At 60.1% G+C, this 22,164-nt stretch carries 21 protein-coding genes; 7 read left to right on the forward strand and 14 right to left on the reverse strand.

Annotation, left to right across the window (positions count from 1 at the left end; genetic code table 11):
• Window positions 1-60: 60 nt before the first annotated feature.
• The 13 genes from purD to gcbA all read right to left on the reverse strand — a co-directional run bounded on the left by purD (window position 61) and on the right by gcbA (window position 16,397).
• Window positions 61-1,356 (reverse strand): phosphoribosylamine--glycine ligase, encoded by a 1,296-nt coding sequence (gene purD, locus LAB08_RS02850; protein ID WP_096513617.1) that lies wholly within the window; start codon window positions 1,354-1,356, stop codon window positions 61-63.
• Between the two features lie 155 nt (window positions 1,357-1,511).
• Window positions 1,512-3,119 carry a bifunctional phosphoribosylaminoimidazolecarboxamide formyltransferase/IMP cyclohydrolase gene (gene purH, locus LAB08_RS02855; protein WP_096513616.1) on the reverse strand — a complete coding sequence of 536 codons (1,608 nt, stop codon included), beginning with the start codon at window positions 3,117-3,119 and terminating at the stop codon, window positions 1,512-1,514.
• A gap of 81 nt (window positions 3,120-3,200) precedes the next feature.
• Window positions 3,201-3,521, reverse strand: a complete 321-nt coding sequence (fis, locus tag LAB08_RS02860; protein WP_015093301.1) for a DNA-binding transcriptional regulator Fis — start codon at window positions 3,519-3,521, stop codon at window positions 3,201-3,203.
• A complete protein-coding gene (gene dusB / locus LAB08_RS02865; RefSeq protein ID WP_096513615.1) occupies window positions 3,518-4,528 on the reverse strand; it encodes a tRNA dihydrouridine synthase DusB in 1,011 nt (336 codons plus the stop codon). Before dusB ends, fis begins: the two co-directional genes overlap by 4 nt.
• A 185-nt stretch (window positions 4,529-4,713) precedes the next feature.
• A complete protein-coding gene (locus LAB08_RS02870) occupies window positions 4,714-5,985 on the reverse strand; it encodes a DUF3426 domain-containing protein (RefSeq protein WP_096513614.1) in 1,272 nt (423 codons plus the stop codon).
• Window positions 5,986-6,015: 30 nt separating this feature from the next.
• Window positions 6,016-6,894, reverse strand: coding sequence for a 50S ribosomal protein L11 methyltransferase (gene prmA, locus LAB08_RS02875; protein ID WP_096513613.1), 879 nt, complete (start codon window positions 6,892-6,894; stop codon window positions 6,016-6,018).
• 269 nt (window positions 6,895-7,163) lie between these two features.
• Window positions 7,164-8,522 (reverse strand): acetyl-CoA carboxylase biotin carboxylase subunit, encoded by a 1,359-nt coding sequence (gene accC / locus LAB08_RS02880; RefSeq protein ID WP_096513612.1) that lies wholly within the window; start codon window positions 8,520-8,522, stop codon window positions 7,164-7,166.
• A 17-nt stretch (window positions 8,523-8,539) separates the two neighbouring features.
• The gene (accB, locus tag LAB08_RS02885) at window positions 8,540-9,004 is read right to left on the reverse strand and encodes an acetyl-CoA carboxylase biotin carboxyl carrier protein (protein WP_096513611.1); all 465 of its coding nucleotides are present in this window, start codon (window positions 9,002-9,004) and stop codon (window positions 8,540-8,542) included.
• A gap of 47 nt (window positions 9,005-9,051) precedes the next feature.
• A complete protein-coding gene (aroQ, locus tag LAB08_RS02890) occupies window positions 9,052-9,504 on the reverse strand; it encodes a type II 3-dehydroquinate dehydratase (RefSeq protein WP_096513610.1) in 453 nt (150 codons plus the stop codon).
• A gap of 132 nt (window positions 9,505-9,636) precedes the next feature.
• Window positions 9,637-11,376, reverse strand: a complete 1,740-nt coding sequence (locus LAB08_RS02895) for a protein-disulfide reductase DsbD (protein WP_096513609.1) — start codon at window positions 11,374-11,376, stop codon at window positions 9,637-9,639.
• A 172-nt stretch (window positions 11,377-11,548) separates the two neighbouring features.
• Window positions 11,549-12,496 (reverse strand): IS110 family transposase, encoded by a 948-nt coding sequence (locus LAB08_RS02900; RefSeq protein WP_217910633.1) that lies wholly within the window; start codon window positions 12,494-12,496, stop codon window positions 11,549-11,551.
• A gap of 231 nt (window positions 12,497-12,727) precedes the next feature.
• Window positions 12,728-14,674 (reverse strand): methyl-accepting chemotaxis protein, encoded by a 1,947-nt coding sequence (locus LAB08_RS02905; protein WP_096513608.1) that lies wholly within the window; start codon window positions 14,672-14,674, stop codon window positions 12,728-12,730.
• Window positions 14,675-14,780: 106 nt separating this feature from the next.
• The gene (gcbA, locus tag LAB08_RS02910) at window positions 14,781-16,397 is read right to left on the reverse strand and encodes a diguanylate cyclase GcbA (protein ID WP_096513607.1); all 1,617 of its coding nucleotides are present in this window, start codon (window positions 16,395-16,397) and stop codon (window positions 14,781-14,783) included.
• A 324-nt stretch (window positions 16,398-16,721) separates the two neighbouring features.
• On the opposite strand from gcbA, the gene LAB08_RS02915 reads away from it, so the two are divergent.
• The 6 genes from LAB08_RS02915 to LAB08_RS02940 all read left to right on the forward strand — a co-directional run bounded on the left by LAB08_RS02915 (window position 16,722) and on the right by LAB08_RS02940 (window position 21,357).
• Window positions 16,722-17,873, forward strand: coding sequence for a DUF2515 family protein (locus LAB08_RS02915; protein ID WP_096513606.1), 1,152 nt, complete (start codon window positions 16,722-16,724; stop codon window positions 17,871-17,873).
• Entirely contained in the window at window positions 17,870-18,604 is a 735-nt protein-coding gene (locus LAB08_RS02920) for a hypothetical protein (RefSeq protein WP_254007498.1), read from the forward strand. Before LAB08_RS02915 ends, LAB08_RS02920 begins: the two co-directional genes overlap by 4 nt.
• On the forward strand, window positions 18,583-19,089 hold the full coding sequence (locus tag LAB08_RS02925; RefSeq protein WP_096513605.1) for an Hcp family type VI secretion system effector: 507 nt from the start codon (window positions 18,583-18,585) through the stop codon (window positions 19,087-19,089). Before LAB08_RS02920 ends, LAB08_RS02925 begins: the two co-directional genes overlap by 22 nt.
• A complete protein-coding gene (locus LAB08_RS02930) occupies window positions 19,086-19,562 on the forward strand; it encodes a hypothetical protein (RefSeq protein ID WP_096513604.1) in 477 nt (158 codons plus the stop codon). Before LAB08_RS02925 ends, LAB08_RS02930 begins: the two co-directional genes overlap by 4 nt.
• A gap of 154 nt (window positions 19,563-19,716) precedes the next feature.
• On the forward strand, window positions 19,717-20,784 hold the full coding sequence (locus LAB08_RS02935; protein ID WP_096513603.1) for a DUF2333 family protein: 1,068 nt from the start codon (window positions 19,717-19,719) through the stop codon (window positions 20,782-20,784).
• 3 nt (window positions 20,785-20,787) lie between these two features.
• Window positions 20,788-21,357 carry an NUDIX hydrolase gene (locus LAB08_RS02940; protein WP_096513602.1) on the forward strand — a complete coding sequence of 190 codons (570 nt, stop codon included), beginning with the start codon at window positions 20,788-20,790 and terminating at the stop codon, window positions 21,355-21,357.
• A gap of 18 nt (window positions 21,358-21,375) precedes the next feature.
• On the opposite strand, the gene LAB08_RS02945 is transcribed toward LAB08_RS02940, so the two are convergent.
• On the reverse strand, window positions 21,376-21,531 hold the full coding sequence (locus LAB08_RS02945; RefSeq protein WP_157755747.1) for a hypothetical protein: 156 nt from the start codon (window positions 21,529-21,531) through the stop codon (window positions 21,376-21,378).
• Window positions 21,532-21,656: 125 nt separating this feature from the next.
• Between LAB08_RS02945 and LAB08_RS02950 the strand changes: the two genes are divergently transcribed.
• Window positions 21,657-22,028, forward strand: coding sequence for a translation initiation factor Sui1 (locus LAB08_RS02950; RefSeq protein WP_096513600.1), 372 nt, complete (start codon window positions 21,657-21,659; stop codon window positions 22,026-22,028).
• Window positions 22,029-22,164 lie beyond the last annotated feature (136 nt).

A 22,164-nucleotide genomic window follows, 5' to 3' on the forward strand; every position in this document is an offset into this window, starting at 1 on the left:
TGCGCGGCGCCGGAATAGTCAGGCAAGGGCTCGAAGCCCTTGCCCGGCCGAATGGGTAGCTTATTCCTGATTTTCGCCACGCTCGCGGGCAATGGCACGGTAGCCAATGTCCTTGCGATAGAAACAACCTTCCCAATCAATACTGGCCGCCAGTTTGTAAGCCTGCTGTTGAGCCGCATCGACGCTGGTGCCCATGGCCGTGGCGCAGAGCACTCGACCGCCGGCTGTCACCACCTGGCCGTCCTTGAGGGCAGTGCCGGCGTGGAATACTTTGCCTTCCAGCGCCGCCGCTGCATCCAGACCCTGGATGGCCACGCCTTTGGCATAGTCACCAGGATAGCCTCCCGCCGCCAACACGATGCCGACGCTCGGACGTGGATCCCATTGTGCCTCGACCTTGTCCAGCGCCTGTGCCAGGGCCGCTTCGACCAGCAGGACCAGGCTCGACTGCAAGCGCAGCATGACCGGTTGGGTCTCAGGGTCGCCGAAACGGCAGTTGAATTCGATAACTTTTGGGTTACCGGCCTTGTCAATCATCAGGCCCGCGTACAGGAAGCCAGTGTAGACGTTACCTTCGTCGGCCATGCCGCGAACCGTCGGCCAGATCACCAGGTCCATGACACGCTTGTGCACTTCACTGGTGACAACCGGGGCAGGGGAGTAGGCACCCATGCCGCCGGTGTTCGGACCGGTGTCGCCGTCGCCGACGCGTTTGTGGTCCTGGCTGGTGGCCATTGGCAATACGTTCTTGCCATCGACCATAACGATGAAGCTGGCCTCTTCGCCGTCCAGGAACTCTTCGATCACGACGCGCGAACCGGCATCGCCGAAGGCATTGCCTGCCAGCATGTCGCGCACGGCATCTTCGGCTTCGGCCAGGGTCATGGCGACAATCACGCCTTTACCCGCTGCAAGGCCGTCGGCCTTGATCACGATTGGGGCGCCTTTCTCACGCAGGTAAGCCAGTGCGGGCTCGATCTCGGTGAAGTTCTGGTAGTCGGCGGTCGGGATCTTGTGGCGAGCCAGGAAGTCCTTGGTGAACGCTTTCGAGCCTTCCAGTTGAGCAGCGCCAGCGGTCGGGCCGAAGCAATCCAGGCCACGGGAGCGGAACAGGTCAACCACACCGGCGACCAGCGGCACTTCCGGGCCGACGATGGTCAGGGAAACATTTTTCTCGGCGAAGTCTGCCAACTGCTCCAGGGCCAGCACGTCGATAGCGACGTTCTCGCACTTGGCTTCAATGGCAGTGCCGGCATTACCGGGCGCCACGAACACTTTCTGCACGCGCGGATCCTGAGCCACTTTCCAGGCCAGGGCGTGTTCACGGCCACCGCTGCCAATGATCAAAACATTCATTTCAAAAACCTCGGATGACGCTAATTCTTGATAGCACCGCGGGGATGCTTTTATGTGGGAGCGAGCCTGCTCGCGAAGGTGGTGTGTCAGTCACATCAAAGTTTAATGTGCCGCCGTCTTCGCGAGCAGGCTCGCTCCCACAGTTGATCTATGTGTCAGTGACGGAAGTGGCGCATGCCGGTGAAGACCATGGCAATGCCGGCTTCGTCAGCGGCTGCAATCACTTCGGCATCACGCATCGAGCCGCCTGGTTGGATCACAGCAGTCACGCCCGCCTTGGCCGCATTGTCCAGACCATCGCGGAACGGGAAGAATGCGTCGGAAGCCATCACCGAACCGGCGACCTGCAAGCCAGCATGTTCAGCCTTGATCGCAGCAATGCGCGCAGAGTTCACGCGGCTCATCTGGCCAGCGCCGACACCGATGGTCTGACGGTTCTTGGCGTAGACGATGGCGTTGGATTTAACGTATTTGGCGACTTTCCAGGCGAAGATCAGGTCGTTGATCTCTTGCTCGGTTGGTGCACGCTTGGTCACAACCTTCAGGTCTTCGCTGCCGATCATGCCGATGTCGCGGCTCTGTACCAGCAGGCCGCCATTGACGCGTTTGTAGTCCCAGGCAGCGGCGCGATCCGCCGACCACTCGCCGCAGGCCAGCAGGCGTACGTTGGCTTTGGCCGCCACGATGGCGCGGGCTTCTTCGCTGACGCTTGGGGCAATGATCACTTCGACGAACTGACGGTCGACGATGGCCTTGGCGGTTTCAGCGTCCAGTTCGCGGTTGAAGGCGATGATGCCGCCGAATGCGGATTCGGTATCGGTGGCGTAGGCCAGGTCGTAGGCCTTGCGGATACCGCCTTCGGCATCCGGGCTCACGGCCACGCCGCACGGGTTGGCGTGCTTGACGATCACGCAGGCCGGCTTGACGAAGCTCTTCACGCATTCCAGCGCGGCGTCGGTGTCGGCCACGTTGTTGTACGACAGTTCCTTGCCTTGCAGTTGGGTCGCGGTGGCGATGCCGACTTCGGCAGGCTTGGCTTCCACGTAGAACGCCGCGCTCTGGTGCGGGTTCTCGCCGTAGCGCATTTCCTGGGCCTTGATGAACTGGCTGTTGAAAGTGCGCGGGAATTCGCTGCGACCTTCAGTGCTGAGGGTGTCAGCGGCCTGGTTCACGGTGCCCATGTAGTTGGCGATCATGCCGTCGTAGGCAGCGGTGTGTTCGAATGCCTTGAGCATCAGGTCGAAACGCTGAGCGTAGGTCAGGCCGCCGGCCTTGAGATTTTCCAGGACGTTGGCGTAATCGCCGGCATTGACCACGATGGCCACGTCCTTGTGGTTCTTGGCAGCCGAGCGGACCATGGTCGGGCCACCGATGTCGATGTTCTCGATCGCAGTCGGCAGGTCGCAGCCTGGCTTGTTGATGGTGGCTTCGAACGGGTAGAGGTTGACCGCTACCAGGTCGATCGGCTTGATGCCGTGCTCGTTCATGATGGCGTCGTCGATACCGCGACGACCGAGGATCCCGCCGTGGATTTTCGGGTGCAGGGTTTTCACCCGACCGTCCATCATTTCCGCGAAGCCGGTGTAATCAGCGACTTCCACGGCGGCAACGCCGTTGTCCTGCAGCAGCTTGAATGTTCCGCCGGTGGAGAGGATCTCGACGCCCAGGGCTTCAAGCTCTTTGGCGAATTCGAGGATCCCGGTCTTGTCGGAAACACTGATCAAGGCGCGGCGGATCGGCAGGCGGGTAGTCTGGTCGGTCATCTCAATTTCCATCAAAAGCAAAGGAGTCAGCAAAAAAGGCGACCGGTTTTACGCGGGCGCCTTTCTGGTTTGATTGAATGCTTACAGCAAATCGTACTGCTTGAGTTTCTTGCGCAGCGTGCCCCGGTTCAGTCCGAGCATCTCGCTGGCCTTGGTCTGGTTGCCCTTGACGTAGTTCATCACGCACTCGAGCAGGGGAGCCTCGACTTCGGAGAGCACGAGGTTGTACACATCCGTGACGGCAGCGCCCTCAAGGTGGGCGAAATAATTGTGCAGCGCTTTCTCGACACTCCCGCGAAGGGTCTGGCCTTCTTCGCTTGGGGTATTGAGGTGCTGTTTCAAATTCACGTTGTCGCTCACGGGTGTCGTTCCACTCACTAAAGTCTCGGTCATCATCGTCATGCGGCCACCCCCTCTCCGTCCCCTGTCAGGCTCTTGTAACGTTCGGCGAAGAAGTCCTGAACGTTGGCGCATTGTGCTTCCGTATCTTCCAAACGATTGAAGTGGGCGCGAAACTCCCTGGCGCCCGGCAAGGTTGCGAGATACCAGCCCACATGCTTTCGAGCAATGCGTACGCCCATCACGTCGCCATAGAAGGCGTGCAGCGCAGCCAGATGCTCTAGCAGTATGCGTTCCACTTCGATCAGGTCCAGCGCCGGGAGCTTCTCGCCGGTCCGCAGGAAATGGTCGATCTCACGAAAAATCCATGGCCGCCCTTGGGCAGCCCGGCCAATCAGCAGGCCGTCGGCACCGGTCGCGTCGAGCACGTATCGGGCCTTTTCCGGCGAATCGATATCGCCATTGGCGAAGACCGGCATCGACACCGCCTGCTTGATCGCGGCGATGGTGTCGTACTCGGCTTCCCCGGTGTACAGGTCGGCACGGGTGCGGCCATGGACCGCCAGCGCCGTGATCCCTGCCTGCTCGGCGATCTTCGCCACCGTCAGGCCATTCTTGTTGTCCCGGTCCCAGCCGGTACGGATCTTCAGGGTAACCGGTACATCGACCGCAGCCACGACGGCCTGCAGGATCTCGGTTACCAGTGCTTCATCCTTCAACAGTGCGGAACCGGCCGCCTTGTTACAGACCTTCTTCGCCGGACAGCCCATGTTGATATCGATAATCTGCGCGCCCGATTCGACGTTGGCCCGGGCCGCATCCGCCAGCATCTGCGCGTCGCCACCGGCGATCTGTACCGAGCGTGGCTCGGGATCGCCTTCGTGGATCATGCGCATCCGCGACTTGCGGGTGTTCCACAGGCTCATGTCGCTGGTGACCATTTCTGAGACTACTAGCCCCGCGCCCAATCGCTTGCACAGCTGACGAAAGGGTTGGTCGGTGACACCCGCCATGGGGGCGAGAATCAAGCCGTTGTGTAATGTGTATGGACCGATGCGTACCGCCGACATAGGGCTTCCCTGTTGTGGGGCCGGATCATGAGAGTTCGAAAAAGGGTTGGCATGATACCCGCTCTCGATGACTGGATAAAGGCTGAATTGAACAAAATCTGAACAGTTATTCTGTTATTGCCAGCGGTTTGGTCCGGGTGGGCGAAGTCGGAATGCCGTCGTCAATTTGAGATCAGTGAATCGTTTCACTCTGGCGAGTGGAAGCTCAGGCTGTAGTTCACCGCTTTGGCGCCTGGATCGAGGATGTCCAGTGCGATGTGGATCGGCGTTTGCGGAGGCATTTCCACCATGCCCTCGAGGTCGCCGTTGAGGTATTCGCCAGGCTTGAAGCGACGGCTGGCGATCAGATGGCCATTGAGGTCGGCAAAGCGTAGTTCCAGCAACGGGAATGGCTGGGAGAAGGGCGCGCGGTTGTAGATGATCGCATCGACCACCAGTGCACCGCTGAATTCCGGGTGGCTGCGAACCACCAGGTTGCTGCTTTTGATTTTTGCGATATCGACCTTCGATGGCACGGTGCAGCCTATTTGCGGACACAACTGCTGGAACCATGGTCGGTACTGGTCCTGGCGCGCCAATTCGTCGAAGTGATAAGCGACATACTGGCCGACAAGTGCGCCAGCGCCGAGCAGGATCAGCAGCAGCCAGAAGAACCGGCGACCCCATGGCGAACGGCGCTTTTGCCAGTCCAGTTGCAGTGGGTCATCGGTCAGGTCCTGCAGCACGTCGGCGCGAACCCCTGGCTCGTTGCGTTCGCGGCGTTTGCGAAGTGGCTCGGCCGAGGGCAGGTCGGCATCGATTTCATCGGTTGCCGTTGCCGACAGGCGCCCGTGATGAAGCGGTGCGTCCAGCGGATCGTGCAGGCGAAGTTGTGGCGGCTGTGATTCGTCGTCCAGGTCTACCGGTTCCAGCGAGAGCGACGGTTCGGTGCGCGCGAGTATGCCTGTCTCGTTTATCGGCTCCGGGGTGTCCGAAGCTTCGAGTGCGTCGAGCGTATCGAGGTCATCAAGATCCGTGATCGCTTGCGCGCGGTCGGTCGCCGGTTCGCTGAACAGGCTGTCGGACGTCCAGGGTTCTTCGTCGTTTTCGGGGCTATCACGACGCGCGCTAAGGGTATCTTCCCGGTGCCGGCCGAATTCGGTGGTCGGCTGGATTTCCCGCTGTTCGAGCCGGGCGAGTTCCTCGTCGAGGTCGAGACTGTCCAGATCCAGCTCAGCGGCGGTCCATTGTTTTTGGCTGATGGCCCTGGGCTCGGCGGGTGCTGGCGTTTCGGCGACAGTTGGCGCGACCGGCGCGACCGGCTCCTTGCCGGCCTGCTCAAGCAATTGCTTGGCAGCGTTGAACACCTGCAGGCAAGAGCCACAGCGAACGACGCCACGCGCCACGCTCAACTGGGCGTGGCTGACGCGGAAGCTGGTGTGACAATGCGGGCACTGGGTGACGAAGCTGTCGGTCATGCGGCGATCCGGTTTATGCAGATGCTCATTCTAGCGCCGACGGCCGGTAATGCGCACCCAGCCATCGCGATTGGCGATCGGATCCAGATCGAAGTCTTTGGCATAGGCGGCGGCCACTTCTTCACCTTGCTCGGCGAGGATGCCCGACAGCGCCAGGCGACCGCCGGATTTGACCAGGCCTGATAGCTGCGGTGCCAGGGAAACCAGCGGGCCGGCGAGGATGTTGGCCACCAGTACGTCAGCCTGAACCTGCGGCAGATCTTCCGGCAGATAGAGCGGGAACAGCTCTTCGGCAATGTTGTTGCGCCCGGCGTTGTCGCGGGAGGCTTCCAGCGCCTGCACGTCGATGTCGGTGCCTACGGCCTGCTTGGCACCCAGCAACAGGGCGGCAATTGCCAGGATCCCCGAACCGCAGCCGAAGTCCAGCACGTTGCAGTCCTTCAGGTCCTGGCCGTCGAGCCATTCCAGGCACAGTGCGGTGGTCGGATGGGTACCGGTGCCGAACGCCAGGCCCGGGTCGAGCAGCAGGTTCACGGCGTCAGGCTCGGGGGCGGCGTGCCAGCTCGGCACGATCCACAGGCGCTGACCGAAACGCATCGGCTGGAAGTTGTCCATCCAGCTGCGTTCCCAGTCCTGGTCTTCGATCACTTCGCTGTGGTGCTCGGGCAGCGGGCTGCCGGTCAACAGCTCCAGATGGGCCAGTACCGGGCCGGGCTCGGTACCGCCTTCGAACAGGGCCAGCAAGTGGGTGTGCGACCACAGTGGCGTGGTATTGAGTTCCGGTTCGAAGATCGGCTGGTCTTCGGCGTCCATGAAGGTCACTGACACGGCGCCCACTTCAAGGAAAGCGTCTTCGTAGGTTTCGGCTTGTTCTGGGCTGATGGCGAGACGGACTTGCAGCCAAGGCATGGCGGGCACCTTTGAAAAATATTGATTGCAGCCTAGCGGGCTGCGAGAAGCGCGCAAGTTTACGCGAGCGCGGAGGGTTTGTGGGAGTGGCTTGAGACGGGCGCCAAACCTGTGGGAGCGAGCCTGCTCGCGAAAGCGGTGTGTCAGCCGGCATCAATGTTGAATGTAGCGGCCTCTTCGCGAGCAGGCTCGCTCCCACAAAGGGGTTGTGAAGCCCTCGGAAACAACAAAACCGCCCGAAGGCGGCTTTGTCATGTGCCGGTTGAAGCTTAGTGCTTCTCGCCAGCCAGCTTGTGCTCGAGGTAGTGAATGTTCACGCCCCCTTTGCAGAAGCCTTCGTCGCGGGTCAGGTCGCGGTGCAGCGGGATGTTGGTCTTGATCCCGTCGACCACGATTTCGTCCAGCGCATTGCGCATGCGCGCCATGGCTTCGTCACGGGTTGCGCCGTAAGTGATCAGCTTGCCGATCAACGAATCGTAGTTCGGCGGAACGGCATAGCCACTGTACAGGTGCGAATCGACGCGAACGCCGTTGCCGCCTGGAGCGTGGAAATGCTTGACCGTGCCCGGGCTCGGCATGAAGGTTTTCGGGTCTTCGGCGTTGATCCGGCATTCCAGCGCGTGACCGCGGATGACCACGTCATCCTGGGTGAACGACAGTTTGTTGCCGGCGGCGATGCTGAGCATCTCCTTGACGATGTCGATGCCGGTGACCATTTCCGAAACCGGGTGCTCTACCTGGACACGAGTGTTCATCTCGATGAAGTAGAAGCGACCGTTTTCGTACAGGAACTCGAAAGTGCCTGCGCCACGGTAACCGATGTCGATGCACGCCTTGACGCAGCGGGCGAGGACTTCCTCGCGCGCGTTTTCGTCGATGCCCGGTGCCGGCGCTTCTTCGAGAACCTTCTGGTGGCGACGTTGCAACGAGCAGTCGCGGTCGCCCAGATGGATGGCGTGGCCCTGGCCATCGGAAAGTACCTGGACTTCCACGTGACGCGGATTGGTCAGGAATTTTTCCAGATAGACCATCGGGTTGCCGAACGCTGCGCCCGCTTCGGAGCGGGTCAGTTTCGCCGAGGAAATCAGGTCTTCTTCCTTGTGCACGACGCGCATGCCGCGACCACCGCCGCCGCCAGCGGCTTTGATGATCACCGGGTAACCGACTTCACGGCCGATGCGCAGAGCAGTTTCTTCGTCTTCCGGCAGCGGGCCGTCGGAACCTGGAACGGTGGGTACGCCAGCGGCGATCATCGCGTGCTTGGCCGAAACCTTGTCACCCATCAGGCGGATGGTTTCAGCTTTCGGGCCGATGAAGGCGAAGCCGGAGTTCTCGACCTGTTCGGCGAAGTCGGCGTTTTCCGCGAGGAAACCGTAGCCTGGGTGAATGGCGGTGGCGCCGGTCACTTCGGCCGCGGCGATGATTGCCGGGATGTGCAGGTAGGAGTGGGCGGCCGATGCCGGGCCGATGCAGACGGATTCGTCTGCCAGGCCCAGGTGCATCAGTTCCTTGTCAGCCTTGGAATAAACGGCGACGGTCTTGATGCCCATCTCTTTGCAGGCGCGCAGAATCCGCAGTGCGATCTCACCGCGGTTGGCGATCAGAACTTTTTCCAACTTCGCAGTCATCAAAGGCTCTCCGCGGTTCAAACGATGGTGAACAGCGGTTGGTCGTACTCAACCGGCTGGCCGTCTTCGACGAGGATGGATTCGATCACACCGCTGGTTTCAGCTTCGATGTGGTTCATCATCTTCATGGCTTCAACGATGCACAGGGTGTCGCCTTTCTTCACGGTCTGGCCGACTTCAACGAAGGACGGCGAAGTTGGCGAAGACTTGCGATAGAACGTACCGACCATCGGCGAACGGGCTACGGCGCCGTTCAGTGCTGGTGCGGCTGCGGCAGCAGGGGCGGCAGCGGCAGCCGGCGCGGCGGCAGCGACAGGCGCGGCAGCCGGAGCAGGCATTGGAGCCGGCGCGTAGTACTGCTGAGCCGGGGTCTTGCTGTGACGACTGATGCGTACGGACTCTTCGCCTTCCTTGATCTCGAGCTCGTCGATGCCGGACTCTTCCAGCAATTCGATCAGTTTCTTAACTTTACGGATATCCATGAATCATCAACTCCCAGGGGTCGGTCAGGGGGCGGTTAACTTGTTGTTCAAGCTGTTGCCTGTTGTTCAAGCTGCTCTAGCGCGGCCTCCAGGGCCAGTCGATAACCGCTGGCGCCAAGGCCGCAGATCACTCCCACCGCTACGTCGGAGAAGTAAGAGTGATGGCGGAAAGGTTCGCGTTTGTGCACGTTAGACAAATGCACTTCGATGAATGGGATGCTCACCGCCAGCAGCGCGTCACGTAATGCGACACTTGTATGTGTAAAAGCTGCTGGGTTGATCAGAATGAAGTCCACACCTTCGCTGCGAGCAGCGTGGATGCGGTCGATCAATTCGTACTCGGCGTTGCTTTGCAGGTGCAGCAAATGGTGGCCGGCTTCACGGGCACGGCGTTCCAGGTCCTGGTTGATCTGCGCCAGTGTCGTGGCGCCATAGGTGCCCGGTTCACGGGTGCCGAGCATGTTCAGGTTGGGTCCGTGCAGAACCAGTAGCGTCGCCATCGGCTGTTCCCTTGTTATCAGTGTGCAAGTGTCAGAACCCGGCGACTATGCCGCAAAGCCTTTGTGACTGTCCAGTTCTCTGCAAAAGCCCGCACGATGTCCGATGTTTGCGCGAAATATATGACTGCTTGATTAAATCCGGTCATTTGCCCTGGCGACGCGTTCGGCGAAGTCCGTGGCGTCGATCTCGCCGATCACCCGCACATCGGCGCGTTCGACGCCATCCTTGCCGAAAAACATCAGTGCCGGAGGGCCGAAGAGTTTGTAGCGGTCGAGCAGGGTCCGCTGCTCGGCAGTGCTGGCGGTGATGTCGAAGCGGACCAGCCGATAGCCCTTGAGGCGTTCGACGACGGTGGCGTCATTGAGTACCTGGTGTTCAATGACTTTGCAGCTGATGCACCAGTCGGCGTACCAGTCGAGCAGCAGCGGGGTGCCGGATGCGCGGGCTTGGGCCAGTACGCGGTCGAGTTCCGCCGGGGTACTGACGGTTTGCCAGGCGCTGGTGTTAGTGGCTTGCTCGGTAGCGACCACCGTGCGCGACTGGCCGATCGGGTTGAACGGGTCGCTCTGGCCGCTGAATCCGCCGTACCAGCAGGCCAGCGCGTAAAACAGCAGGAACATGCCGAGCAATTGACCCAGGCGCTTTCTCGGCGGTTTATAGACGAACTCCAGCGCGCCCATGAACAAACCGACGCCACCGGCCAGCAAACCGATCAGTAGCAAGGTGATCTGGCCGGGCAGTACCCGACTGAGCAAGCCGACGGCCAGCCCCAGCAGCAACACGCCAATGGCGTTTTTCACGTAGATCAGCCACGGCCCGCTTTTCGGCAGCCAGGCAGCACCGCCTGTGGCCACCAGCAGCAGCGGGGCGCCCATGCCGAGCCCCAGCATGAACAGTTTCAAACCGCCGCCCAAGGCATCACCGCTGGCGCTGATGTACAGCAGCGCGCCGGCCAGTGGCGCCGAAACGCAGGGCGAAACCAGCAGGCTGGACACCACGCCCAGCACCGCCGCGCCCCACAATGAACCGCCTTCGGTGCGGCCGGCAATCCGGTCAAGACGACTGCTGATGGCATGCGGCAACTTCAGTTCGAAGACGCCAAACATCGCCAGGGCAAAGACCGCGAAGAACAGCGCAAACGGCACCAGCACCCAGGCCGATTGCAGCCGTGCCTGCAAATTGAGCTGCGCGCCGAACATCCCCATGAGTGCGCCGAGCAGGGCGAAACAGGCGGCCATTGGCAGTACATAGGCCAGCGACAGATTGAAACCGCGCCAGCCACCGACCTGACCGCGTAACACCACGCCAGAAAGGATCGGCAACATCGGCAGCACGCAAGGCGTAAAGGTCAGGCCCAGGCCCGCGAGGAAGAACAGCGCCAGCTCGCGCCAGCCCCAGGCATGGGGGGGGGCGCCATCGCCATTGATGCTCAGGCGCTCGGTTTCAGGTGGATAGCACAGGCCTTTGTCTGCGCAGCCTTGATAGGTCACAGCCAGAGTGAATGCGCGCTGATCGGTACGCGGCAGTTCGACATCGAGAATGCCGTGGTAAACCTCCACGTCGCCGAAATACTCGTCGTGTTTCTGTTCGCCCTTGGGCAGTTGCGCGGTGCCGAGGGGCACATCGGCAGGGTCGGCGCGGAACTGGAAGCGATGGCGGTAGAGGTAATACCCCTCGGTGGCAACGAAGCGCAGTTTGATCGATAGCGGCGTGCTTTCAACCAGGCTCAATTGAAAGGCTTCGCGTACCGGCAGGAAGTCGGCGCTGTTGTTCACTGAACCCAGGGTCGAACTGGGGCGGCTCTCCAGCAGCCCAGCGGCGGTGGCCGGCAGGGCGAGCATTAAAAGCAGAAGGCAGAGCAAACGGCGCATGTCGGTCTCGCGTATCGGAGTTGGGGGCATGATAGCGGACAGCGGGCGGGTGTGCAGGGCAGGGAGTTTTGTGGTGGTTGTTCTGACGCCTTCGCGAGCAGGCTCGCTCCCACATTGGATCCGTGAGCAGCGGAAATTCACTGTGGGAGATTCTATGGTTGAGGGGAAGCCCTCATCTGGTTTTCGGCTGGTATTCGCTCTGTCCTTTCAACAGGGCGAATACCAGCCGAGCAAGCTTGCGGGCCAGCATCACCAGTGCCTGGGTGGTGCTGAAACCTCGGCTTCTTTGCTCCTGGTAAAACCCTTTCCAGGTCTCGGTACGACTCGCCGACATGGCCGCATTGTGCAAAAGCCGACGGGCCTCTGGATCGCCTCGCTTGGTCAAACTCCGGCGAGCGTCCTTTTGCCCTGATTTTGCCACCCGTAAATCCATTCCCAGAAAGGCGATGAAGGCATCTGCATTTCTGAAGTCTCCGCGCTGAAACGCTGTAATCAGGCGCGCACCGGTCAAAAATCCGATGCCTTCAACTTTCAGGCAACGTTTCAGCTGACCGAGCAAACCGGCTTCCTTGAGCTGATCGTTGATCGTCTTTTCGATCAGCGTCTCGAGCTGCTGCATGGACTTTATTTGCTCGGTAAAAGCCGCCTTCAGCAGGGGCTCATTCGACCAGCTTTGCACCAGTCCAACCCTTGCCTGGACCAAGGCGGCCCGACGGCGGAAAAGGCTCAGGAGCTGGCGGTATAGCGGTGACGGCGGGGTCCATGGGTGAAGCTCTTCCTGTTCATTTTTCAGATACCGAGCAAGTAGCTTGGCATCCAGCGCATCGGTTTTGGCGCGAATCTTCACACCTTCGCGGTAATGCTTGAGCTCATAACCGCCCACCATGTAAATCACGCAGCCGGCCTCATAGGCCAAGTCAGCGAACTCCAAGTGGTAGATATTGGTGGCTTCGATGGCAATAGCCACCGGCCCCGCCAATTCTTTTAACCATTTACCAATGGCTACCTTGTTGTTGGGGATTTTTTCGAGCAGGTCCAGTTCGGCGTGATAGATCACCAGTTCGTTCTTGGCGACATCCACGCCCACGATCGGCTTTAAGACTGGAACCGGCATTGCCATAGGATTTCCTCCGAGATATGGTTTTAAGCACTTGAAGGGCTCACCCAGGGGCGCAGGCTTGTTCCTATCGTCGGTCCTAGCCAGAAGCATTCTTTATCGGCGCTTGGGTGAAAGGAGGAGGGGCGAACTCTCCCACAGTCTGTACTGCGTCAACAGTCAGAATCGAGCCTTGTCCCTCCTCCTCCCTTCAAGTCCTACCATACAAGCGAGCCTGCTCGCGAAAGCAATCTGTCAGACGCGGAAGGCTTGAACGGCTGTGTGCAACCGCCCACCCAACACCAGCAGGTTTTCACCTTGCTCCCGCCCTTCGCCGATGCGCAGCAAGTTATCCCCGCCCAATTGGTGAATCCGCTCGCTGTGATCGCGGATCTCGCTGACGGCGCCGCTTTGCTGGGCGGTGACATCGGCGATGCGTACGGCCGTGTCGGAAATGGTCTGGATCGCGCCGACGATTTTATCCAGTGCGCCGTCAGCCGCCTGGGCCTGGTTGGCCGTGGCTTCGGCATGCTCGACCTGGGCGCGCATGCCTTCGACCGATTGCCGCGCAGCGGTTTGCAGGCCGGCAATCAATGTCTGGATTTCGGCCGTGGCGCCGGCGGTGCGTTGCGCCAGCGAGCGGACCTCCTCCGCCACCACGGCGAAGCCGCGGCCCATTTCCCCGGCCCGTGCCGCTTCAATGGCTGCGTTCAGCGCCAGCAGGTTGGTCTGGTCAGCGATCGAACGGATCACCGTCAACACACCGCCGATGGTCGCGGACTCTTCGGCCAGATGTTCGATCATTTGCGCATTGCCTTGCACTTCATCCACCAGCGCATGCAGGCCCGTGAGACTCAAGCCGATGACTTTCTGCCCGTGTTCCACCGCCAGTCCGGCATGACGGCTGGCGTCGGCAGCCTGGCTGGCATCGCCGGCGACTTGCTGGATGGTCGCTTCCAGTTCACCCAGGGAATCGCGGATCAACGCCGTGTCGCCGGCCTGATGTTCGGCGCCGCTGTGCAGGTCATTGCTCAGTTCGGCCAGGGTGCGGCTGCTGCCCGCCACCTGCTCGGCGTTGAGGCGGATGGTACCCACCAAGTCCACCAAGTAGGCGCGCAAGCGATTGAGGGACGCTTCAATGTCATGCAGTTCGCGGTTGGTCTTGCCCAACTGGATGTCCTGGCTGAAGTCGCCCTCGGCCCAGGTCGAGAGGGCGGGTGCAAGATTGGTCAATGTCCGGGCCAGGCGCCGTTGCAGGGTGTCGATGAGCAAGGCGATCAGCAGGATCAGGCCGATCATCACCCCTTGCATCAGCCGTACTTCACTCTGGATCTGTCCATGCTGGGCGCGTACCACAGGCTCCAGACCGGCAATGGCCTGTTGCACATCGGCGATTTTAAGGTGGGTCGCGGTGCTGAGGTCGGCGCGTTTCTGGATCTGGTCACGGGTGCGTGCCAGTTCCGCCGGGTAGCGGCCGAGCAGGCTGTTCAGCTCGCGTTTGTAACCGACGCCAGCATCTTCGGTGACGGCTTTTTCGGTGTTCTCCAGGCCCATCATCGCGGCGTAATCATCGGTGTTCGATTCGCTGCTGGCTGCCACGCCGAGCAACGGCAGGGCGTCCAGTAGTCCGGCCTGGGTGCGGATACTGGTGACTTCTCGCTCGACATCGGCGGCCAGTTCACTGCGACCGCTGCTGACCAGTTTGTCCCGGGCCAGCGACAGTTTGCCCAGATGCTGGGAAGCGGCAAGCAATGGTGTCAGGTACGCCGCGTTGCCGCTGGCGTACTGGCTGAGTTGATCCAGGCTGGCGCCCAGTTCGCGCTCGGCTTGCAGCAGCAGGGCCTGCGGGTCGCCTGCGAGTTTGCCGGCGGCGAGCAAGTCGGTTTTGCTGAACTCGTTCAGGTTCGACAGGCTGGGGCGCAGGGTTTCAGCCAGGGCCGGTGGCAATTCTGCGAGTTCCTTTTGCAGGTTGTCGATGGCCTGGGCGGCGCTGCTCAAACGCAGGGCATCGCCGTTGGCCAGGTAGTCCTCGATATTACGCGCCACTTCGTTTTGAAATTGCTGGGACAAACCCAGGTAGCGCTCCATTAATAGATAAGGGCGTTCCAGGGCTTTTTGCGACCACCAGAGTGTGGCGCCAAGGGCCACGCATACGGCGACTAATAGGAGGGTGTTGAGATTGGTCAGCAGCTTCAGGCGCATCGCGGGACTACCAACGGCAGAATGGTAAGTGCCTGAAGTTATTGCGTTTTTGTTACAGGGTTATGACGGAAGGGCTCGATCGAGATGAAAAAGTGGCACTTTGCTTTTACGTCCGCGCGGCTTGAACACGGTTGCGTCCGGCGCCCTTTGCGCGATACAGCGCCTCGTCTGCCTGGCTGGCCATCAACAGGCCGTCAGAGTCCTCGCACAGTTCGACCACCCCGGCGCTGAAGGTGCACCACAGATCCTGCGGCTGGGCCGGGTAGTGGATTTCGGCAAAACGCTGGCGGATTTCATCCAGCACTTTCCAGGCCGCTTCGAGATCGGTATCGGGCATGACGATGGCGAATTCTTCGCCGCCGTAGCGGCCGATGAAGTCGGTTTTGCGCAGCCGCTGTTTGAGGAACAACGCCAGGCTCTTGATCACCCGGTCGCCCATGGGGTGGCCGTGACTGTCATTGACCCGCTTGAAGTGGTCGATGTCGAGCATGGCAAAGCTCAGCGGCTTGTTTTCGCGACGGGCGCGGAACGAGCAGTCTTCGAGCAATTGCAGAATGTGGGTGTGGTTGTACAAACCCGTGAGGCTGTCGCGGACCATTCGCGCCTTCAGGTTACGCGCCCGCGCCGCACGGTTACGCACGGTGGTGATCAGGTGCCGGGGCTTGATCGGTTTGGTCAGGAAGTCATCGCCACCCTCGCTCATGGCGTCGAGTTGCTTGTCCAGATCGTCTTCGGCCGAAAGATAAATGATCGGCACGCTGACATAGCGATCGTTGTGGCGGATCACTTTGGCCAGTTCAGTACCGGTGCAGGCCGGCATGTACATGTCGAGGATGATCAGGTCCGGTTGAAAATCCGCCAGCTCGGCCATGGCCTGGATTGGCTCGATCAAGGTCCGGGTCACGATCCCCGCACTGTTGAGCAGGCGCTCGGTGTGCAAGGCCTGGGCGCGGGAGTCATCGATGATCAGCACTTTATAAGGTTCGTACTGGGCGACGCAGGTCAGGACTTCGATTTTCTCCAGCAGGCTCGAGGCTTCGAGCGTGCCGGTAAGGAACTCCTGGCCACCGGCGCGCACGGCGGCCAGGCGGGTGGGGGTGTCTGTCTCGTGCAGGCTGAAGAACAGTAGCGGCAAACGATGGTCGAGGCCTTCCTGAGCTTCGGCGGCCAGTTTCAGGCCTACACCGGGACCGCTGAAATCCACATCCATGACAATGGCTGCCGGCAGACGCTCGACCATCGAGGAGCGAAATGCCGGCACGCTGTCCAGGGATTGGGCCGTGAGCCCGAAGAATTCCAGTTGTTTGGCCAGGCGTTCGGCACGGTCGTGATCCTGCAGCATCACGTAGATCGGCTTGCGCAGGGGCGGCAGGAACGTTTGATCGAGCTGATCGCCATGGCGCAAACCGGTGCGGGACAGGCGCTGCATCAAACGGTTGAGATCGGTGATCAAGCCACTGCTCAGGCGCCCGCGATTGGCGTCGACAGCCTCCAGCGACTGGCCGATATGGCGTGCCAGTTGCGTGTGTTCCGGCTGCTCGAAACGCTCGGCGAACCGCAACAGGCGCAAATTGGCTTCGCTCAGCTCCGACAGGTCGTTGGTGGACCACTCGCTGCGTTGCAGGCGCTGCCATATCTCAAGAATCTGACGTGCCTGATGAATGACCCGCTGGGCAAAGTGATGCTTGAGGCGCTCTCGGCTGGGATCTTCTGGCTCGGTCATATCCTGACTACTAATTAGGGGGCACGCTGAGGACGAGTGGTGGCTCTATGCTAGCACCTCTTTTCGATTGCATGAGTGTTGTACGTCAATAATCTGCAACGCACAGGTATTCAGTTTGTGACTGATCGGTCTTTAATTGGCTGATGGTTCTGGATGAGTGCCCGTGAACGCTGGGGTTCAGGCGATTTCATACGCAGGGTTCGGTCTCTTCCGACGTAATGGCAAGCCGCATCTGTCAGGGGATTCTGATTTTTCGCCGTCCTGATTCGGAGCCTGTTTCCGGCTGATAGGGTTCAGGGATTCCCCTAGGACCCTCACCGTCTCATGACTTCATGTTTTAAAAATCATCCAGGCGATCAGCAGCGGCTGAACCACAACAGCACCCCCGTCGCTGACTGTGAATGCAAAGAAGAACGGCTCTATGGCGCCATGACCATGGTCACCGAAGTGCCGGTACTGACCTGCGCATGCCTCTGGCGCACCTACCAGCGCGAAGCTGAAGAAATTGTCGCCCCTGAGGGTGTGTTGATTGCCGATCCGGTAGCGCGAAACCGCGCGATCAATGCCGCATACGCCCGATTGTGGCTACACGACCGGCGCTTCCAGTGGGCCGGGCTGGCGGCGTTTGCGTCCAAGCAGGTCGGTTGCGGATTGCTGCATGCGGCGGACAGTGTCGAGCGCATCCGCGAAGAGCGTGAGGCCAGGCAGCGACTGCGGGACAGCCGAAGTGAACATGGGTTGTTGACGCCGGACAGGATGCCCGAACAGGCAGAGGCATTGCGTGCATATAAAGAAGCGGATGCACGTAATCCTGTGCCCTCTGTGGATTTCCATCCGGCAGGGGAGGACTTGTCGTTGGTGCAACAGCAATTCCGGCATGTGCACGACATGATGGCGTTAGGCAATACCACGCTGTTTCTGGATGTTTATCCGCTGCATGAGTTTTATGCGAAGCGTGGGTTGGATGAGTTGAAGAAGTGTCTGGAGGTGCGGAAACGTATTTATGGGCATCCGAAGTTTCCGGTGCTTTGGCCGGTGGGGCGGGAAAAGCTGACATTCGGGCTGGACCACATCGAAATTTTTCGGGCGTTTGAGGCGATTGAAGCCGGGAATGTTGCCGGCAGTGTGGAACATCTGGCGTGGCATGAGCAGCAAAATATTCTTCAGCCCACGATTTATCAGGACCAGCAGTTGGTGGCTTTACTGCGTGGCAACCATGTTTCCTATGTGACCGGGTTTCCTTCTGGCGTAGCTCAAGCAATTGAGTTGACGCTTTCCAGCCAATGCCAGCGTGTTGATGATGGGCGCACCATTGGTTTTAGTAATAACCCGCTGGCGGACTTATCGGATATCAAGCAGCGAATGCCGTTCGTACTTCGGGCTGCCGCACGCTTTGATCAGATGCTCAACGACACGAACCGTAGTGTGCTTGAACAGTCGATCACCGAGATCGCATCAGGGGAGGGAACAGGATGAGTTGGCGGCAAGGTATCGGCCGCTGGCGGTTTGGGTCAGGTTTGCTGCTTCTGATTGTCCTGATATTGGGCACTCATCAGATAGTGGAGTCCCTGTCGCAGGAACCGATAATTGCATTGGAAGTGGGCGGCACCTATGAAACCTTGCGCAAGTATTCTTCAGTCCCCTTCAGCCCGATGGTACGCGGACATGTCTGGATGGGGCTACCCAAGACGGATGCGCGACTTCGGCTCATCGATCCTCAGTACGAGTTCCTCACGCCAAGAGCGCGCTTTTTCACTGTTATTTTTGACGACACTGTCGTTAGCAGCATCCGCATGTCCCCACAGCTTGAACCGTTGCTGCTCGATGACGCCCTGAAAGTCGCTCTGGATTTGCAAGAGCAGTGGCTCCAGGGCGGATGGAGGGTGGCCGGGAGGACGAGCTATCCACCCTTTGTCGATACACCTGAATGGCGAGCTCGGTTGCGAGACGTGAATAAAGGCGGAACGGTTTACTGGAAGGCTGGCGAAAAATACCAGGTCACGATGTTTATGAACCGTTTCCAATACGACAAGCGACCCGACGAGGAGCGCTACCTGATCACCCTGTCGATCGGCAAGCCGTGGACGCCTTTCGAGGAAGACGGAGATGAAGAAGCGCTTATCGAGTTGGATCAATCCAACCCGGTTACCCCCTTGTTCCCAACAAAAAACAACGGAGCCCCACCATGCCAACCCCCGCGTTCATGACCCTCCACGGCCAACGACAAGGCCTCATCAGCAAAGGCGCCTTCACCGAGGCGTCAGTGGGCAACATCTACCAACTGGGCCGAGAAGACCAGATCATGGTGCAAGCCCTGAGCCATGGCATTTTTGTACCCAGAGGTTCGGGTGTGGGGCGGCGGATGCACAAGCCCTTGATCATCACCAAGACCATCGACAAGTCGTCGCCGCTGATCAACATCGCCTTGTGTTCCGGGGAGTTGCTCAGCAAGTGCCGCGTCGAGTGGTATCGCACTTCGGCTAAAGGCACACAGGAGCATTTCTATACGATGGAGCTGGAGGACGCGCTGATCATCGGTGCAGAGGTGCTAATGCCCCATTGCCAGGATTCCGTGAGTGCGCACCTTACCCAGCTGGAGAAGGTTCACTTCAGTTATCGGCGCATTTACTGGCGGCATGAAATCAGTCGGACCATGGGCTCCGACGAGTGGAGTGGGGAGCACGAGGCATGAAACTGGTCAGGGCGCTGTATCTGTCCGCGAGGGAACGCCAGCATGCATTTTCCGGTGAACAAGCACTGGAGCCTGTCCGCCAGGCTTTGCAGGATCGACAACCCATCGAAGGCCTGGATGAGTTGCGCGCCGGCCTGCTGTTCGATGCCGACAGCGAGGTGCTGGATCAACTTGAACGAGGCGAGTGGTGCCTGCTCAAGGCTGAAGCCGAATACGGCGACTGGGCGGTGCAGGAGCGGGCCTTCAATCAGAGGGTCATTGAATTGATGAAAAATCCACCGGTGCAGCCCTCTCGAACGCCGAGGATTTTCCGCCTCGTCGACAGCGTAACGGGCGAGCCCCTGGCGCAGCGGCGTTACATCGCGACCGTGGATGGGCAGGCTGCCGAGCGCAGAACCGATGGCGAGGGTATCGCCCATCTTTTTACATCACCTCAGACAAGGCAGATTTCAATGAAGGTCATCGGCGTTTAGCGCTGGCATGGACATTTGATTTCATGGGTCACAACCTTTGCTGCGCTTGAGCGGTAATTTGCGCGATAAAGCCAACGGCGGGTGCCGGGCCAAGGCACGTTGTTGTATGGTTATGGTCGAACCGATGAACCCAAGTGATTGAAAGGATATCGCCATGCTGGACTGGAAGAACCGCGCCGGTAGCGCGCCTGAACGTGCCGCTGAACCGAAATCGGCTACCCGCAGTTATCTGGGCGGCTTGTTGTTCAGCCGGGCGCTGGCCACGCTGGTCGGCATCTACCTGCTGGTGACCATTGCCCTGGGCTGGTACTGGAGCGAGGAGCCTGCACTGTTCCCGGTTCAGCAAAACGCGCAAATGGCTGCCGAGAAGGAAGGCAAGCAGATGGTGGTCGGCTACACCACGGTCGAGACCCTCAAGACGGTTGTCGGCACCTTGCTGAACAAGCCGGGCGGCTACATTTCCAACGACCGTTTCCCGCCAGGCCTGTGGATGGATAACACGCCGAGCTGGGAATATGGCGTGCTGGTCCAGGTGCGTGACCTGACCCGCGCCATGCGTAAAGACTTCGCCCGCTCGCAATCGCAGTCTACCGAAGACGCCGACCTGGCCAAGGCCGAGCCGCGTTTCAACTTCGACAACAAAAGCTGGGTGCTGCCATCCAGCGAATCCGAGTACCAGGAAGGCATCAATTCCCTGAGCCGCTATCAGGCGCGCCTGTCCGACCCAAATCAGAAGACCGCGCTGTTTTTTGCCCGTGCCGACAACCTGAACAACTGGCTGGGTGACGTAGGCACTCGCTTGGGATCGCTGTCGCAACGCCTGTCCGCCAGCGTGGGTCGGGTCAAACTCAATACCGCATTGAAGACCGAGGTCGTCGCGCCGGGCCAGGTGCCTCAGGTTGACGAGGAAATCGTCGAAACCCCATGGCTGCAGATCGACAACGTGTTCTACGAAGCCCGTGGCCAGGCCTGGGCCTTGTCGCATTTGCTGCGCGCCATCGAAGTCGACTTCGCCGATGTGCTGGCCAAGAAGAACGCCACGGTCAGCGTGCGCCAGATCATTCGTGAGCTGGAAGCCTCGCAGGAGCCGGTGTGGAGTCCGATGATCCTCAATGGCAGCGGCTTTGGTGTGCTGGCCAACCACTCGCTGGTCATGGCCAATTACATTTCCCGGGCCAACGCGGCGGTGATCGATTTGCGTCAACTGCTGAATCAGGGCTGAGCCATGGCCGATAGTTCCAACGATAACCTGCGCGAGGCCGCCCACCGGGCGGCGTCGGATGCCGAGCAAATTGCCTGGGTCGACGAGCAGGACAACCTGCTGGGCGCCCTGGTCCGTTCCGACCTGCGCGAGCGCGGGCTGATCGGACGCGGCACCTACATTATGTTGTTCAACTCCGCCGGCGAACTCTGCGTGCACCGGCGTACCCTGAGCAAGGCTATTTATCCGGGATATTGGGACGTGGCGGCGGGCGGCATGGTGCTCGCCACCGAAAGCTATGCCGAGTCGGCGGCGCGGGAGCTGGAAGAAGAATTGGGTGTGCGCGGGGTCGAGTTGACCGCCCATGATCACTTTTTCTTCGAAGACACCGGCAATCGGCTCTGGTGTTCGGCGTTTTCGGCGGTGTGGGACGGTCCGTTGATCCTTCAGCCGGAAGAGGTACTCGAAGCGCGCTTTTTACCCATAGACCAAGTGTTGCGGGAAATCGAGGAAAAGCCTTATTGCCCGGACTCCTTGGCGGCGTTGAAGCGGTATCTTCGGTCCCGACAAACCGACGTCGCAAAAGAGCTATAAATTGGCGCCGATTGGCTCTTAGCAATCGGCGTTTTTGCCGTTACACTGCGCGACCTTTTCAAACTGAACCGGTATTGCTGTTTCTTCTGTGGGAGCGAGCTTGCTCGCGATGAATTCAAGGGCGACGCGTTCATACTGGATGCCCGCGTTATCGTTGACGTCCATCGCGAGCACGCTCGCTCCTACAGGGAGATCCACCCGTTTCAGTAGCGCTGCCCCTGCCTGAGTGGGGCTTCGCGGTCGATGGCACCTGCCCCAGGTTGCCGCGACCAGTCTTTGTCCTCCCAAGAGGATTGCCGGTGGCCAAAAAAGCCGCATCCTTCGCCGCCCTTGGTGGCCTGGTATTTTCCACCGACGCAGGTCGTCATTGCCCGGAATGCAGTAAACCGGTGGACGCCTGCATCTGCAAACAGACCGTTATCCCGGCCGGCGACGGCATCGCTCGCGTGCGTCGCGAAAGCAAGGGTCGTGGCGGCAAGACGGTGACCACCATCACCGGCGTGCCATTGCCCGAGGACGCGCTCAAGGAACTGGCGACCACGTTGAAGAAACGTTGTGGCACCGGTGGGGCGTTGAAAGACGGCGTCATTGAAATCCAGGGCGATCATGTCGAGCTACTCTTGGCTGAGTTGATCAAACACGGTTTCAAGGCGAAGAAGTCCGGCGGCTAGCAGCCTCTGTGAAAACCACCTGCGGCTTGATCCAGCCCTGATAACCTTCAGGCCTGGCGTCGTCACCATGGTTTTCACAGAGCCTGTTCATGACCGGTTTCTAAACTCGTTGCGGTTGGCGGGGTCTACCCCCTCG

Source organism: Pseudomonas izuensis (assembly GCF_002356535.2).
Lineage (GTDB): Bacteria > Pseudomonadota > Gammaproteobacteria > Pseudomonadales > Pseudomonadaceae > Aquipseudomonas > Aquipseudomonas izuensis.